We start from the raw sequence: 15,645 nt of genomic DNA, 5'->3' as shown, positions 1-15,645 counted from the left end.
CGTCCCTCAAAAATGGAGAATCAATCGATCCCTGTCCCGCGTGAAATAGGTCTTTTCTCCATTCACATGCACCTCTTCGACCCCGTCGGCATAAAAGGAGATCGGTCCCGAGAGGGTTCCCCGAACGTACAAAATTTCTCCGCGATAAGAGAGTTCAAGGAAGGGGACCGGCTGCGCGCTCTCGAAAAGGGTTTTCCCCTCCCAATAACAGAATCGGCCGGAGAGGGCGAAGACGCGCGCGATCTCCCCGACATAGTCCCGTCGCACGAAGAGCTGCTCCCCTTCGAACCGGACGTTGGAAAGGGCAAGCCGTTTCCGGGCGGGTGCGAAGAGGAACGTATCGGTGTGGGTCGCCGTCAGAACCTCAAAGGCGCTTCCCCCTTCGATCGAAGGGAAGTAGAGCGATTTGAAATCATACCGGCTGAGCGAAGAAGCGTGATCGGGATAAAGCAGCGTGGTCAGAAAGAGCGGGAGCGGCCCCGCGCTCCGAACTACCACCTGCTTTTCCGTCGCATGCAGTCGCACCTCGACCCCCTTCATGTGTGTTCCGAAGGCAACCAGCCAGAGGCGTCCGTCGGGGGTAGTGATATGGAACCCCTCGGCCAGATTCCCTTCGATCCGCGCCTGCGGCGCGAAGGAATGAAGCCAGTCGATATTCACGACCCCCTCCCCCGAAAAAAGGTCCCGAACAATCGAGTAGTCCGGTTTGACGAAAAGGACCGAGCGTTTCTGCGTGCAGGCGGGGGAGGCGCGGTCGATCGGCTCCTCTCGCTCGACATAATCGACCTCCTCCCCCAAGAACGTGCGGGTCCCCGGAGAAGGGGACGCCCCGTTCTTGGGAAGAACGGTCTGAAGCGGCCGGCTTGGGCGATGCGGCTCATTATTTTTCCCACGTCGGATAGTGATTAACGGGTCCTTGAAGAAGAGGGGTCCCGGCGCCTTTTCTTGTTCTACAGATCGCTTCATCGTCTCTCCTTTACCACCCGTTCATACACCCCCCGGAGGAGGACCAGATTTTCAGGAATTTCCTCCGCCGCGGCGGGGGGCCGCCCCTCCTGCAGCGCCCGATCGATCTGAAGCGCCAGGTCGGCGACGTCCCCCGGCTTGAAGAGCCGCGTCCCGTGAGGCCGAAACCCAACGTCGCTCGCCACGGTCGGGACACCGAGCGCCAGCGCCTCCCGAACCGAAATCGCATCCCCATCGAAGAGGGTCGGACGGACAAAAAGATCGGACTGCGCCATCAGAGAGAGACAGAGATCATGAGGAACGTTTCCGAGCAGGAAGAGAAAATCTTCCCCTTTTTCCGTCCGGATCTGGGATCGAATGGCTTCTTCCTCCGAACCGGAGCCCATGATGATGCAGCCGAGGCGCGGATATTTTTTCCGAAGCGCCGCGCAGGCGCTCACCAGCAGATCGGTCCCATATTCCTTTTCCAGATAAACCGCCGAGGCGATGAGGGGGGAGAACCGTTTTCGATAATCTCCGGCCCACGCCGGCACCACCTCGGCGCGCGGGCCGAGGGCGAAGGCCGGGAGGACCGAAATGCGCGACGGCGGAACACCGATCTCAAGAAGCGCCCGCTCGATCTTTTGATTGACGGCGATCACCCCTCCCAGCGGCCAAACGGCGGCCCGGATCAGAAGTTTGCGGCGCCGACCCCCGGCGGCATACGCCGGCATCAGTCCGGAGTGAACGGTGGCGATGTTCCGTAGGCCGGAGAAAAAACCGACCCATGCCGTCACCGCGATCGCCAGCCAGCTTTTGAAATTATGGCCGTTGGTATGGATGTGGCTCACATACCGCCGTCCGGAAAAAAGGATTAACGTCCAGAGGAAACCGAGATACCCATTGAACCGAATCGCTCCCGGCTTGGGATCGGTCCCGCGCTCGATGTCAAGCACGACACACTCGGAACCCTGCCGCCGGAGGAAGTCGGCGAGTTGCTGCACATGCACCGAGATCCCGCCGTAGGGGGGGGGATAATCACCGATCAAGAGGACCTTCATCATGGCGAGACCTTGACGCGCGAGAGATCGGTTTCAATTTTCTGACCCTCCGGCCCCCGGCCCCGGGCCCCCGCCCCCCGTTCTTCCAGCAGCCGTTCATAAAAACGCTCCGTCTCGGTCACCATCCGCTGAAGCGAGAAGGTCGTCTTGATCCGCTCCCTTCCCGCCTTTCCCATCCGTTGCCCCCCCTCCCGATCGCCCAAGAGTCGGAGAATCCGGTCGGCCAGGGTCTCCGGATCGCGCGGCGGCACCAGAAAACCGGTCTCCCCTTCCACGATCGCTTCGCGGTTGCCCCCGACGTCGGTCGCCACCATCGGAAGGCCGGCCGCCATCGATTCGAGAATCGCATTCGAGAAACCCTCCGCCAGCGAGGGGAGGACCGAAATTTCCATCTGCGGCAAGATCTGAGGAACGTCCTGACGGGGGCCGAGAAAGAGGACCTGTTTGTCGATCGCGAGTTCCCGCGCCCGCGCTTCGAGAATCGCCCGGCGCGCCGCCCCCGTTCCGACCAGGACGAACTTCGCCGTCGGGTAATAGGCGGTGACCCGAACCGCCGCCTCGAAGAGAATCTCATGCCCCTTCACCGGCCAGAGATTCGCCACGACCACAATCGGCCGATCCCCCGGCTCAAGGCGGAGATCACGCACAGGCGGGACCGGTCCTTTCTCCTTCGACGGAATCTGGAATTGATCGAGGTTGACCCCGTTGTAGATCAATTCGATCTTCGCCGGATCGATCTTCTCCTCCTCGATCAGCATCGTCCGGACCCCTTCGGAATTGGCCATCACCCGGGTGATCGCGAATGACAGCAGCTTCAGCGCCCGGCGATGCCATCGCTTCATCGTGTGCCCCAAATCGAGCCGGTTCGTGATCACGACCGGCACCCGCGCGATCAACGCGGCGGGGACGCCGACCAGGTGGGAGTAGAGATCCTGCGTATGGACGATCTGCACCCGCTCCCTGCGCATGAACCGGGCAAGGCGGAGAATCTCCCGGATCGAGCGGGGGTAGAAGAGCTTGCCGCGGACCGGAAATTCTTCTACGACGATCCCGGCCTCCTCCAGAACGGGAACGAGCTGCCCCTGCTTGCGAAGACAGCCGACCAGCGGGCGGAATTTTTCCCGGTCGATCCGCCGGAGGAGATCGGCCATCTGCATCTCGCCGCCGCCGATAAAGAGGCAATCAATCAGGTGGAGCACGGTCGGTTTCGTCATACCATTCCTCACTACGATTTGGACGTCGCCGGAAGAAGCGCCCCCACCCGCCGGACCATTCGGGCGATCTCCCGCTTCTCATCAAAGGTGATCAGGTGCGAGGTGAAGAGGAAAATCAGATAAAAGAGCGCAAAAACCGCCGCCGACATCCCCAGAAGAAGGAGCGGCGAGGCGATCTCGAAACTTTTGACAAAAAGAACCGGAATCCCGCAGAGGAGCGAAAAAAAGGCGATGCTGAAGAGGTCGCGCCACGGGAGAAGGGCGGCCAGCGGGAGCGGGATCAGACGCGAGACCTTCCAGAGCATCAACGTCTTCGCCGTCGCCAGCACCACGATCAGCGTGACCACCCCCCCGGAAAGCCCGAACCAGGCCAGAAAGGGGAAGATCAAAATCAAGGTGAGCACCAGCTTCATGAAGGTGGTCTTGAGAATAAACTGGGTTTCCGCGTAGGCGCGAAGCACCCCTTCGGTCAGGATAATGGCGGTCAGCAACGAGAGGAGGGCGACGCGGAAGAGGGGGACGCTGGCAAGATAGGTCGGCGTGAAGAGAAGCGTGATCAGCTCACGGGCCATCAATTGCAAAAAGACAAAGACGGGGAAAAAAACCATCGCCAATTTTCGGGTGATATCGAACCAAAGGGAGATGATCTCTTCCCGGGTTGCCCGCTGCCGGAGCGCCGCCATCCGAACGATCAAGAGCTGCGACATGGGGGTGTAGATCAGCTCGACGATCGGAAGCTGGAACATCCCGACCGAATAGACGGCAAAAACGGCGGCGCTGTAGGAGTAGGCGACGACATATTGATGGAACTGGTCCTGGGAGACCTGGAGAATCACCGCCAGGCCGAACGGAATCGCATAGACCATCTGCTGCCGAAAGGCGGGCCACTGGACATCCTTCCAGGAGAGGGAGTAGCTTCGGAAGACATAGACAAAGACAAAGCAGAACCGGCAAAAGGCGAAGAGGTTCATCCCCCACATGAGGTCGGAGAGCCGGCCGGTCAGGATCAACGGGATCAACATGCTCGCCGTTTTGGTCGCTTCCGAGACAAAGCCGAGCAGCGCCGCCTGGCCGATCTTTTGAGAAGAAATCAGAAGGGCTTCGAAATAAGCGGAAGAGAGCATCAAAAAGATAAAAAGCCCCATCTGGAAGAGATATGGGGAGAGGCCGGGATTGCTGAGCTGGAGGGCGATGCTCTCCCTAAAAAACGCCAAAAAGAGAAGGGCGATCAGCCCGGACCCCTGCAGGAAAAGAAAGGCCTGGACCAGGTACGCTTTCATCCGCTCCGGCTCCTTCGGCACGAAATAATAAAGACTCTGGATAATCCCGAACGGAAGGATCGAAAAGAGGCTCGCATAGATCAGGAAAATTTGCTTGTAGGTGCCATATTCGGCCGGGGCCAAATAGCGGGCGAGGACGATCGGAATCAAAAAAGTAAAACTGGAGGAGAGACCCCGCCCGAAAATCAACGTCAACGCCTGCTTGTTGATCGAAGCCGGTTTGGCTTCTCCTTTCGGAAGCGACGGGGGGAGATCGATCGACTCTCCCGATCCCGCCTCGACCCCTTTTAAGATGTCGTTCTGCCGGGGCGGCTTCATTTGAATTCTCCACGCGCTTCTCTAACGTCCGCCATTCTGAGGGTGTAAAGGGCCACGGCCAGACCGGCAAAGAGGTAAGGGGGCCAGCTTCGCGCGATTCCGAGCGTCAAGCTGCACGCCAGGAATCCCCAAAGGGCGATCTCCACACCGCGCGCATAAAGCGCCGCCCGCCGGTTTGCTTCGGTCACGGAAGGGGCTTCGGCCGGTTCTTTCTTTTCGACGGAGGGGGAGATGAAGAGCGGCCGCGGCGCCGGGCGGGCCAAACGGTTGACTTTCTGCGCCCCCCGCAAGGTCGTTCCGATAAAGGCGCCGAACGCCGCCAGTCCGAGCAGGCCGGTCTCCCCCATGACCGCCACAAAGGTGTTGTGCGCCGCTCGCCACTTCGTCCCCGCTTCGGCGGGGGCGTAGATCGGCCAGCCCATGACAAAACAGCCCAGCCCCACGCCGAGCAGCGGCCGATCGGCCACCATCGACAGCCCCGCCTGCCAGGCGTAGACCCGCCCCATCGCCGATTCGTCGTGGTGGAACTTCAAGATCGTCTCGGCCCGCTCCCAATACCGGGCCGGCGCCACCGCTAAAAAAACCATCAAGAGAATCGTTGCGAGCGAAAAATGGAGCATCCGATTCCGCGAGCGGAGGATCTGGAAGAAGAAGACGGCCATCAGCCCGACGAGCCCTCCCCGGGAAAAGGTCACATAAATGGCCATCATAAAGACGGTCAAGATGCCGAAGACAAGACCTCTTTTGACAAACGATCGCTCCGCTTCCAGAAGAGACAGGCCGATCGGAACCAACACGATCAGGTTATAGGCGAGATCGTTCGGATCGGCGTAAACCCCCCGCCAGGCGCCGCGATACCCCTCGACCAGATCGATCTTGAGGAGATAGTGCGCCAGCGTCCCGGCCGCCGGGACCATCCCCGCCCAGAGCATCACCCAGAAGAGCCGGCGGACCCGCTCCAGGCGATCGACGAGATGGAGGACCAGGAGATAGACCAGGATCAGCTTCAAGACGTCGAGAAACGCATTCAAGGAATAGATCCGCCAGAGGGAGGTGGCAATCGACAATCCTCCGATCGCCACAAAGGCGATCAGCCAGAGGGTCGCCGGATCGGAGAGCCTCCAGGAGGCCCCCTTCGCTCGCAGGGCGGAGAAGAGAAAGAGAAAAGAGATCACCGCCACCCCTTTGGCGATCGGCACCGCTTCCAGCGGCGGATAAAGGGTCCCGGGGGTAATGTAGATGAGGGCGACAAACAAGAGGAGCGCGCCGTAGGCGATCCGCTCTTGCCGTGAGGGGGCCTCCGTTTCCTGAAACGATCGGCCTCCCGTCTCCGAAACCTCCGCCGTTTTCCTCCAGCCGAGAGCGGTCATCGATCCGCCGAAGCGCCGCTTCGGAAAAGGGGTTCGAACTGTTTCCATCTGCGCCACGTTACAGTCTCCGCTAAGAACGGGGGAGGATCGTTGAAAGAGGAACCTCTTGACTCGGCTCCCGACGCGTCGATCGGCTTTGCAAAACCCGGACGATGCGACGGGCCGCCTGGCCGTCCCAGAGGGTCGGGACCTTCCCGCGCTTCCCGCGCCCCTCCAAAATATCGATCACCGCCGCCAAGACCCGCTCCGGATCGGTCCCGGTCAGAAGATTGGTTCCCTCCGTGATCGTGACCGGCCGCTCCGTGTTCTCTCGCAGGGTCAGGCAGGGAATTCCCAACGCGGTGGTCTCCTCCTGGATCCCCCCGGAATCGGTCAACACCACCTTGGCGTCGCGCATCAGCCGGATGAAATCGAGATAACCGACCGGCTCGCAGAGGGTCACGTTTTGAAGGGCGCGGATTGCGGATGCCAGACCGAACTCCTCCATCCGCCCGCGGGTCCGCGGATGGATCGGAAAGAGGATCCGTATCTGTTTTTCCACCCCCGAGAGGATCGTCAAAATCCGGCCCATCCCTTCCGGCGTATCGACGTTGGAGGGGCGATGCAGGGTGACCAAGGCATACTGCTGCGCGGCCACGTTCATTTCTCTCAGAATCGTCGATCGCTCGGCTTCCTGCGCATGACTGATCAAAGCGTCGATCATCAAGTTCCCCACCCAAAAGATTCGATCTTTCTCGACCCCTTCGTTTAGCAAGTTTTGAACCGCGCTCTCCTCCGTCGCAAAAAGAAGATCGGAGAGCCGGTCGGTGAGGACCCGATTGGTCTCTTCGGGCATCGCCCGGTCAAAACTACGGAGCCCCGCCTCGACATGGGCCACCGGAATTCCCATTTTCTCCGCCGCCAGCGCGGCGGCCAACGTGGAGTTGACATCGCCGACCACGACGACCCGGTCGGGTTTCTTCCAAAGGAGGACCTCTTCAAATCGCTGCATAATTTCGGCAATCTGTCGCGTCGCCGTCCCGGAGCCGACGCCGAGGTTCACATCGGGCTGCGGAATCTGAAGCTCTTCGAAGAAAACCTGGGAGAGCTTCTCATCGTAATGCTGGCCGGTATGGACCAGCGTCGCCTCAAACGTGTCGCTCCACGCTTCCTTGATGTGCCGGACCAGCGGGGCGATTTTCACAAAGTTCGGCCTCGCGCCGACCACACAAACGATTCGAATCATCTTATTCTCCTACCCTGTTTTAAAAAGTCCCTTGATCTGCGACGCCACCATCGCCTTCGAGCAGTTCGACGACCATCCCAACGCGCTGTTTTCCCAGAGCAGCTCCCGTCCGAGGAGATGGAGATTCCCCCCGATCCGGTTGACGCTGTGGGCGGTGGTGCAGGCGGAGCGATAGCCGCAGGCGCGCGCCGCTTCGACGATAAACGGGTTTACCCTTCCGTCGGGGTAGGCGAGATGCTCGATCTTCCGATCGAGCCGCGCCTCCAGCGACGCCTTGGAGCTTCGGAGCTCCTCCATCACCACTTTCGGATCGACTTCGGTCAAAAGACAGTGGCTGGCGGTGTGTGATCCGAAAGTCATTCCCCCCTCGGCCATCTCTTTCACCTCGTCCCACCCGACGATCGCCGCTTCGGACGGAAAATCGGCGCCGCCGACGGAGAGCTTCTCCTGGAGCAGCCGGATGAAACCGTCCAGTTCGGTTTTAGAACAGATCTCCAGCAGACGCCGCGTCACCTCCAGCGGGGCGCCGTGCGTGATCGGATTCGCCGAATCGAACGGGACGTCACGTTGAAGCAACAGCCCCTCGATCGGCAAGGAGGCATTCACCGCCCTTTGGATCAAATAAAAAAGCCGGTCATGATCGAACAGAAGGGAGGTGCCGACATAATCGCTGCAAAGATAGAAGATCGCCGGAACCCCCTTTTTCTTCAAAACCGGGTAGGCATGATCGTAGATCCCCCGGTATCCGTCGTCGAAGGTCACCACGACGCTGTCGCGCTTGAGATGAAACCTCCCTTCCAGGAAATCGACCGCCTGATCGATCGAGAGAAAGTCGAACTGCGCGCCGATTTGGTCGATTTCCTTCTCAAAAAGCGATTTGGAAATCAGCTGCTGCGGCATCATTCCCGCGTCGATCGCCCGGTCGGTCTCCTCGACGACGGCGTGATAACCGACGATAAAGAGGCGGCGCTGGGCCGGACATCGATCCCGAAATTGAATATAGAGATCGAGCAGCCCGCTATAATAGGCGGTCCCCGCCACGGCCGACTTCAACAGTCGGCGGAAGCGGGAAGCCCGGGGACGGGGGGAAGCCGCGTCTCCATTCCCGGAGAAGGGATACCCGTTGCGCTGTTTGAACTTCATTACATTCATTCCGATTCCTTTTCCTTTGCGTCTTTCTCGATACCTGGCTCGACACCCGGCTCGATACCTGGCCCTACACCTGCAACCCGGTTCCCCTTCAACCGTTCCACCCAGGCGTCCGGAAGGTAGCGCCGCGCCAGACGCCGGCCGGTCTGCGACGAGGCGGCCAGAAACCGGTAGAGGTCATTTTTCATTCCGGGCGGAGAGAGGATCCAATGCTGCGTCTGCCGCCGATCGGAGGTCCAATGGGATTTGTACTCCTCCGGCCCCCTTAAGAAATCGAATTCGCTCCATCCCTGCGAGATCGCCGCCTCGATGCACTTCGCCATCAAGACCATCCCGACGCTCTTCCCCTTCCAAGCGGGATCAAAGCCGGCCTGGTAATAGAAAAACCGCTGTCCTAAAATAAAGCCGTAAAGCGCGGCGACCGTTTCGCCGTCGGCCTTGAGAAAGAAGAGGCGGGCCGTCCCTTGTTGGAAAAATGCCTCGGCGGTCTCCCGGTGAAAGGGAAGCTTGATTTCGCTGACAAAAGCATCCGATCCCCCGCGATCCCCCCATCGTTTCTGATGAAGGGCGAGCAACCGCTCCATCGCGGGCCGGCCTTCGTTGAGATCATCGATCGCGATGAATTCCACCCGGTGCCCCTTCTCGAGATTTCGGATTTTCCGGCGGACGGTGTAGCGCATGCTGGCGCTGAGCCGGTTGAGAAAAGCCTCCCAGGTCGGCGCCAGGGGAAGATAGGGACAGACCTCCCCTTCCCGCCGCTGAACGCGCCACCCCCGCTCGGTGAGACGGAGGAACCGGTCCGCGTGAGGCGACGCCTCCGCCATATGCCGGAGGGCGATGAAATCCCAGCCGCGGCGATCGTGCAGCCAGGCTTGAACGACCGCCTCCGCCACCTCGTCCTCACACCCTTTCCGGGAAAGAAAATCGAGGTGGTCCGATCCGACCGCCTCGTCCCCGAGAAACGAGAGGGCGCGGAACGAGATCCCACCCAATCGGATCTCTCTTTGATAGAAGGGAGCGATACCGATCAACGCTCCCTGACGCCGGACAAAGAGAAGATGGAGCTTCCCGGCGCCCAAATGACGCCACCAGGCCGCCATCCACTCCCAGCTTAAGAAGGGATTCTGAGCCGACGCTTGCGCGAAGAGCCGCTCCCAATCGGCCTTCGATTCGAAAAGCCCCTCGTCAGTGCAGACCCGCTCCACCGCAATCGACGGGTCGGAAAAGACCGTTTCGACCAAACCCTTGTTGAAAGTGGGGGTCATCGGCGAGGGGGCTTCTTTCGAGATCATCGAAGCGTCTCCTTGAGAATCTCGATCATATAATCCAGGTGGCCCTGGTGGAGTCCTTGGTGAATCGGCAGTTCCAGAAGGCGCGCCCGAACGTATTCGACCTCGCCGTAGATTCCTTTTGGGACCGAGGGGTGAGGGATCCCCCAAAAATCGACCGTCTCGATCCCCCGCGCCATCAGATTCCGGCAGACCCGCTCTTTCTCCTCGACCAAAATCGGAAAGAAAAGGGGACAGACCCCCGGCGGAAGGGCGTCGAAGACAAAGCGATCTTTGCAGTCGAGCCGATCGAGAAGGTAGCTGAAATTCTCCCTCCGCCGCGAGACCACCTCGGCGGAATCGATCGTTTGAAGGATCGCTTTCGACAGCCCCGACATCCCCCAATCGACCTTGTTCAAATTAAATTCCATATTCGCCACGCTGGTCCGATCGACCTTCCCGATCCTCAGGAGGGTCGAGACGAACTCCCGCGAAAAAGCGTGGAGAAGCGCGCCGGCGGCGGGATGCGACATCTTCAACCGGTTCATGATTCCGCCGGTCAAATGGCTCAATGTGGAGACGAGCGGCGGCCCGATCCGTTGCGGAGGAAGCGGCCGGTCGGTCCGGTTGACGACCAATCCTCCCCCATTGGGAAGGGGAAGGGTCTTATGGAAGGAGAAGATGCCGACATCGCCGAAAGAGCCCATCGGCTTTCCGTCGATTTCGCTGAAGAGCGAGAGAGCGCAATCTTCCACCAGGGAGAGGCCATGCCTCTTGCAGAGCCGGACGATCTCCTCAACCGGATGGGGAAATCCGATGTAATAAATGAGGTAGATCATCCCGGTCTCCGGGGTAATCTTCTTCTCCAGATCCTCCAGATCGATCTGGAGCTTGAGGTTGACCCGGTAAAAATCGACCTGATAACCGGCCTGCAAAATCGCCTCGACCTCCACCCCGTGGTGGTAGGCGGGGACCAAAATGCGGCGGTTCTCGGGAAGGCCGATCTGCTTCATCCCGTGCCAGACGGCGTTCCGCCCGAAATAATAATCGTAATAGCGGGGATGGCTGAACGGAAACGGAAGCGCCCCCTCCCTCCGCCGGAGAGAGGTCGCCGACGGCGCCGGAAGAACCGGAATGAAATACCCTTTGGACCGAGATTTTCCTTTGATGACGATCGCCGGATTCATGCTGCTTCTTTCCTCGCCTCTTCGAGCGAATCATGTTGAGGTAGCACTGTTGATGGGGACTTCGTGGAAAGCTCGGAGGGCCCTTTCGCAAAGAGCCTCTGCTGCAACCGATGCACCCAATCGATCTTTTTAAAATAGGGGAACAGTTTGAATTTGATTAAATAGATCATCTCCGGAACGAACCCTCTTTGGAAAAGGTAGACCCAGACATGGGGGCGGACCCCTTTGGCCCAATCTTGCTTCCACGCCATCATCGGCCCCAGGAAGTCGAGCTCGATGAGCTTTTGGTCGAAGGCTGAGGCGAGGATCTCCTGGTGAAGAAGAATGCCGGGAGAATACCTCGCGTACGCGGGATCGTATCCCAGTTTCAAGTAGTAGAGCTTCCGCCCATAAACCAGGGTGTAGTAAAAAGCGATCGGCTGATCGTTCAGCTTCAAAAAATAGAGACGCAGCCAGCCCCGCTCCGCCGCCGTGCGGGCCCATTCCTGATAGAAGTCGACCCAGCCTTCATTTTCGCGAATGGCGGTCCCGGCCGATCCCTTCCAGGCCATCGCCTCGATCCGGAACCCCTCCCGAAGATGATCGGCCAGCCGCGCCGGCCCCCCGGAGATCTCCTCTCCGGTCACGCAGATCACCTCGACCTTTCCTTGCTCCTCCAGCTGTCGCCGGCGGCGGCGCAGGTTGCGCCGCAGATGCCCGGAGATCGATTCGTAATAATCGAGCCACTTTCCTTCGATCGGGATGAACGGCGTTTCCAATTCGGGGCGGAGGCCGACCTTCCGCCCCGACCGGACGACCGTATCAAGAAGAAGGCTCAGGGCCGGAGAGTCGACGGGAAAATCTTGCAACTCCAGAAGATGAACCCGAGGGGTTCGCCGCGATAAGAAGGCGGCCAGCGCCTCGACGATCCGGGCGCGCGCCTCGTCCGATGCCTCGCCCATAATAAAATCGAAACGGGAGGAATGGTCGTTGCTCATGGAGGTCCAGATCCGGCAAGGAATCCCTACTCGGAATCCCCGCTCCTCCATGAAGGGGACGATCGCCGCCAGGCGGCCGTCGCCGGATCGGACCGTGAGGATCGCGAGTCGTTTTCCGCGGCCGAACGCCTTCCACCAGACCCGAAACCACTCGTGCCGCAGAAAAGGGGCATTCACCGGCGCCGCGACCAATAGGGCGTTCCACTCCTTCTCCAATGAGATAAACGCGTCAACATCGGAGATCTCTTCCACTTGATAATTCAAAAGGCCTTCCTTTCTTGAAAAGACGTGAGGCGTAAACGATGAAAAATTTAAATCTTTTGAACTGACCCCTTACGTCACCAGCCTTCAGGCTGCTTTCCTCACCGAGTGGGGGCGCGCCGTTGACAACGAAACGGTCGGCTCCGGCAGGGTTTCCCATGCCTCCACATCGGCCGTGCGGACCCAGATGTCTTTGCGATTTCGAAGGAAGGCATAGAGGCCGACCACCGCCGCCCCGTTCATTGCAACGAAGGTGTAGGGGAATTGAACCGCTCCCCTCAGCAAGCGAAGCGCCCGGCCCTGTTTTCGCGACGGGACTTCGGAGACCGCTTCCGCCGATCGAATCGGAGTCGCGGCGGCCGCCTCTCCTGTGACGTGCCGTGCGCCATCACGTTGTTTTCGGATCAATCTTCCCATTCGACACTCCTCCTAATAACGCCAAACCGTACCAAGCGAGTTGAAGCCAAAGAAAAACCAAGTAAACCCCCTGCATCAGAAATAAATTCGAGAACAACAAAAGGATCAGCATGAAGGGAACCACCAGCCGCGCCACTTTGTGCGAGAAATACTGGATAAAGACGCGATTCCTTCGCCACGACCGGAGCGCGTCGATTCCCCAAAGGAGCTGGTAATTCCCGGCGAGGGTCCTCACTTTCCGGGCGAATTCGTTTTCCGTCCGCTTGACGATGAAATCATAGGCCAAGGCGTTCGGCTCGAAGACGGTCCGATATCCCTTGAAAACCGCCTGCATCGGGATGAGGACATCGTCCAGAATCGTCTCCGCCGGAATCGGATCGTAGAGCGATTTGCGGATCGCATAAATCGCCCCGGTCGCCCCCAGCATCGAATCGACATCGCTTTCCATTTTTCGAAGCCACTTCTCGTATCGCCAGTACAAACCGACCCCCGACGCCCCTTCCCCTCCCGGCCGATCGACCAAGATCAACTCTCCGCTGACCGCCCCGACCCGGTCGTCGGCGAAATTGGAAACCAATGCCGCGGCGGCCTTCCGATCGAGCTTTTGCCGCGCGTCGGTGAAGACGAGAATCTCTCCGCGGGCATGGGCGACCGCCCGGTTGAGGGCCGCCGCCTTCCCGACGTGGGCCGGCGCCGTCAGCAGGAGGAGGGAGGGTCCGTTCGGATACTGCTCTTTCCATCGGTTTACCTTCGCTTCCGTTTGATCGGTCGAGCCGTCGGAGGAGACGATGATCTCCAAAAGAGAGGCGGGATAGTCGAGGCCGAAGAGGTTTTTCAATTTTCTCTCGATGACCCGCTCCTCGTTATAGGCGGCGACGATCACCGAAACCGAGGGAAGGATCTCTCTTTTTTTCACCTTCTGTCTTCTCAGAGAGCGCCAACCGGATAAAACCAGCGGATACCCGATATAGGTATAAAGAATCACGAAAAACGAGAGCCAGAAAACGAATTTAACCAGACTCACTTCACCTTCCTTTATTGTAAAAGAGAGAGGGGATTTTACGCTGTGAGGCCCCTTACTCCACGGTCACGCTCTTAGCGAGATTTCTCGGTTGATCGACGTCGCACCCTTTCTGAAGCGCGACGTGATAAGCCAAAAGCTGCAAGGGAATCGTCATCAACACGGGGTTCAAAAACGTGTCATTCTTGGGAAGATAAATCACATGATGGGCCTTGGCGGCGATCCGCTCGTCTCCCACCTGCGCCAGGGCGATGATCCTTCCCCCCCGGGCCCGAACCTCCTCGATGTTTCCGAGGACTTTTTCATAAACGGCGTCCTGCGGCGCCAGAAAGACCACCGGCATCTCCGGATCGATGAGGGCGATCGGCCCGTGCTTCATCTCTCCGGCGGGATATCCTTCCGCGTGAATGTAGGAGATCTCCTTCAACTTGAGCGCTCCCTCCAGGGCGATCGGATAATGAATCCCCCGGCCCATGAAGAGGAAGTCCCGTTTTTGATAATATTCAATCGCCAGCGCGCGGATCTCCTCCTCCTTTTGGAGGATCTCCTGAATCTGCTTCGACAGCGCCGAAAGTCGGTTCTTGCGATCTTCCATCGAGGAAGAACCGATCCCCCGCGCCTCCGCGATCCGGCTCGCCAGCTGATAAAGCGCGACCAGCTGACAGGTAAACGCCTTGGTCGACGCGACCCCGATCTCCGGACCGGCATGGGTGTAGAAGACCGTCTCCGCAAGCCGGGTCATGCTGCTTCCGGCGACGTTGCAGACCGCCCAGACCGCGCTCCCTTTTTCCGCCGCCAATTGGAGGGCGGCCAGGGTATCGGCCGTCTCTCCCGATTGACTGATCCCGACGGTGACCGTCCCGGCGTCGAAGATCGGCTCCCGATATCGAAACTCGGAGGCGATGTCGACCTCCACCCGTATTCCCGTCATCTTTTCGATCATCCGCTTCCCGACCAGCGCCGCGTGCCAGGAGGTGCCGCAGGCGACGAGATACATCTGCGAGACCGCGCCGGCCCCGGCGAATCGGCGCTCCGGCGGCGCCCCTTGAAAAAGGACCTCCCGCCGCCCCATCTCCATGATGACGTCGGGCTGCTCGTGGATCTCTTTGAGCATGTAGTGCGGAAACCGTCCCTTCTCGACCTGCTGCGCATCCCAGGGAACGGACTGGATCTCTTTCTGAACCGGATTCCCGGAGAGGAGATCGATCACCCGGACCCCCTCCGGACGAACGACCGCCAGCTCTCCCTCCTCCAGCCAAAAAACCTCCCGGGTATAAGAGACGAGCGCCGGGATATCGGAGGCGACAAACTGCTCCCCCTGCCCGGTCCCGATCACCAGGGGACTTCCCCGTCGGATCGCGACGATTTCGTCGGGCGCGAGGGCGCTCATCACTTCAACGGCGAAGCTCCCTTCCAGATCGAAAGAGGCCCTGCGGACCGCCGCGGCCAGATCGCCCTGAAAGTATTTCTCGACCAGATGGACGATGACTTCCGTGTCGGTTTCGGAGAGGAAGTGATGCCCTTCTTCTTGTAACCGCTTCTTCAAGACGGTATGGTTCTCGATAATGCCGTTGTGAACGACCGAAAAACGTCCGGAACAATCACGGTGCGGGTGGGCATTTCCCACGCTGGGCGCCCCATGGGTCGCCCAGCGGGTGTGCCCGATGCCGGCGCCGGACGCGGCTTCCATCTTCTCCTCCGCCAGCCGTTTCTCCAAATGGATCAGCTTTCCCACCTCTTTCGTGACCGCCATCGTCCCTTCGATGAAGTAGCAGATGCCGGCCGAATCATAGCCGCGATACTCCAACCGTTTCAGCCCTTCCACCAAAATCTGCACCGTATTTCGATTTCCGACATAACCGACAATCCCGCACATATACACCCCCAAACAACCTGCTTACCATTCTTGGTTTCGGTTCCTCATTCCTCATTTCCAGATTCCTCATTGTCCT

Annotated in this window: 13 protein-coding genes; all 13 read right to left on the bottom strand. The window is 59.5% G+C overall.

The genetic code is table 11. The features are described from left to right. Positions 1-6: 6 nt before the first annotated feature. The 13 genes from MCM46_13495 to glmS all read right to left on the bottom strand — a co-directional run bounded on the left by MCM46_13495 (position 7) and on the right by glmS (position 15,569). Complete coding sequence (locus MCM46_13495) at positions 7-966, bottom strand: hypothetical protein (GenBank protein MCG3112825.1); 960 nt, start codon at positions 964-966, stop codon at positions 7-9. Next, on the bottom strand, positions 963-2,009 hold the full coding sequence (locus tag MCM46_13490; protein MCG3112824.1) for a glycosyltransferase family 4 protein: 1,047 nt from the start codon (positions 2,007-2,009) through the stop codon (positions 963-965). Before MCM46_13490 ends, MCM46_13495 begins: the two co-directional genes overlap by 4 nt. Then, entirely contained in the window at positions 2,006-3,220 is a 1,215-nt protein-coding gene (locus tag MCM46_13485) for a glycosyltransferase (GenBank protein MCG3112823.1), read from the bottom strand. Before MCM46_13485 ends, MCM46_13490 begins: the two co-directional genes overlap by 4 nt. Before the next feature lie 11 nt (positions 3,221-3,231). Beyond that, positions 3,232-4,818 carry an oligosaccharide flippase family protein gene (locus MCM46_13480; protein MCG3112822.1) on the bottom strand — a complete coding sequence of 529 codons (1,587 nt, stop codon included), beginning with the start codon at positions 4,816-4,818 and terminating at the stop codon, positions 3,232-3,234. Continuing rightward, entirely contained in the window at positions 4,815-6,236 is a 1,422-nt protein-coding gene (locus MCM46_13475; GenBank protein ID MCG3112821.1) for an O-antigen ligase family protein, read from the bottom strand. The genes MCM46_13480 and MCM46_13475 overlap by 4 nt, the downstream gene beginning before the upstream one ends. 22 nt (positions 6,237-6,258) lie before the next feature. After that, entirely contained in the window at positions 6,259-7,413 is a 1,155-nt protein-coding gene (wecB, locus tag MCM46_13470; protein MCG3112820.1) for a UDP-N-acetylglucosamine 2-epimerase (non-hydrolyzing), read from the bottom strand. Positions 7,414-7,422: 9 nt separating this feature from the next. Further along, positions 7,423-8,565, bottom strand: a complete 1,143-nt coding sequence (locus MCM46_13465) for a polysaccharide deacetylase family protein (protein ID MCG3112819.1) — start codon at positions 8,563-8,565, stop codon at positions 7,423-7,425. Further along, entirely contained in the window at positions 8,562-9,854 is a 1,293-nt protein-coding gene (locus MCM46_13460) for a GNAT family N-acetyltransferase (protein MCG3112818.1), read from the bottom strand. The genes MCM46_13465 and MCM46_13460 overlap by 4 nt, the downstream gene beginning before the upstream one ends. Continuing rightward, positions 9,851-11,017 (bottom strand): aminotransferase class V-fold PLP-dependent enzyme, encoded by a 1,167-nt coding sequence (locus MCM46_13455; GenBank protein ID MCG3112817.1) that lies wholly within the window; start codon positions 11,015-11,017, stop codon positions 9,851-9,853. Before MCM46_13455 ends, MCM46_13460 begins: the two co-directional genes overlap by 4 nt. Next, a complete protein-coding gene (locus tag MCM46_13450) occupies positions 11,014-12,258 on the bottom strand; it encodes a GNAT family N-acetyltransferase (protein ID MCG3112816.1) in 1,245 nt (414 codons plus the stop codon). Before MCM46_13450 ends, MCM46_13455 begins: the two co-directional genes overlap by 4 nt. Positions 12,259-12,342: 84 nt before the next feature. Continuing rightward, positions 12,343-12,672, bottom strand: coding sequence for a hypothetical protein (locus MCM46_13445; protein ID MCG3112815.1), 330 nt, complete (start codon positions 12,670-12,672; stop codon positions 12,343-12,345). Then, on the bottom strand, positions 12,644-13,696 hold the full coding sequence (locus MCM46_13440) for a glycosyltransferase family 2 protein (GenBank protein ID MCG3112814.1): 1,053 nt from the start codon (positions 13,694-13,696) through the stop codon (positions 12,644-12,646). Before MCM46_13440 ends, MCM46_13445 begins: the two co-directional genes overlap by 29 nt. 52 nt (positions 13,697-13,748) lie before the next feature. Beyond that, positions 13,749-15,569 (bottom strand): glutamine--fructose-6-phosphate transaminase (isomerizing), encoded by a 1,821-nt coding sequence (gene glmS / locus MCM46_13435; GenBank protein ID MCG3112813.1) that lies wholly within the window; start codon positions 15,567-15,569, stop codon positions 13,749-13,751. Positions 15,570-15,645: the final 76 nt, after the last annotated feature.

The organism is Candidatus Manganitrophus morganii (assembly GCA_021651055.1).
Classification (GTDB): domain Bacteria; phylum Nitrospirota; class Nitrospiria; order SBBL01; family Manganitrophaceae; genus Manganitrophus; species Manganitrophus morganii.
This window is presented reverse-complemented; position numbering and strand designations above follow the sequence as displayed.

Bases quoted from the DNA above. Each gene is read 5' to 3' on its own strand.
- MCM46_13495 (MCG3112825.1), bottom strand. From the start codon at position 966: ATGAAGCGATCTGTAGAACAAGAAAAGGCGCCGGGACCCCTCTTCTTC.
- MCM46_13490 (MCG3112824.1), bottom strand. From the start codon at position 2,009: ATGATGAAGGTCCTCTTGATCGGTGATTATCCCCCCCCCTACGGCGGG.
- MCM46_13485 (MCG3112823.1), bottom strand. From the start codon at position 3,220: ATGACGAAACCGACCGTGCTCCACCTGATTGATTGCCTCTTTATCGGC.
- MCM46_13480 (MCG3112822.1), bottom strand. From the start codon at position 4,818: ATGAAGCCGCCCCGGCAGAACGACATCTTAAAAGGGGTCGAGGCGGGA.
- MCM46_13475 (MCG3112821.1), bottom strand. From the start codon at position 6,236: ATGGAAACAGTTCGAACCCCTTTTCCGAAGCGGCGCTTCGGCGGATCG.
- wecB (MCG3112820.1), bottom strand. From the start codon at position 7,413: ATGATTCGAATCGTTTGTGTGGTCGGCGCGAGGCCGAACTTTGTGAAA.
- MCM46_13465 (MCG3112819.1), bottom strand. From the start codon at position 8,565: ATGAATGTAATGAAGTTCAAACAGCGCAACGGGTATCCCTTCTCCGGG.
- MCM46_13460 (MCG3112818.1), bottom strand. From the start codon at position 9,854: ATGATCTCGAAAGAAGCCCCCTCGCCGATGACCCCCACTTTCAACAAG.
- MCM46_13455 (MCG3112817.1), bottom strand. From the start codon at position 11,017: ATGAATCCGGCGATCGTCATCAAAGGAAAATCTCGGTCCAAAGGGTAT.
- MCM46_13445 (MCG3112815.1), bottom strand. From the start codon at position 12,672: ATGGGAAGATTGATCCGAAAACAACGTGATGGCGCACGGCACGTCACA.
- glmS (MCG3112813.1), bottom strand. From the start codon at position 15,569: ATGTGCGGGATTGTCGGTTATGTCGGAAATCGAAATACGGTGCAGATT.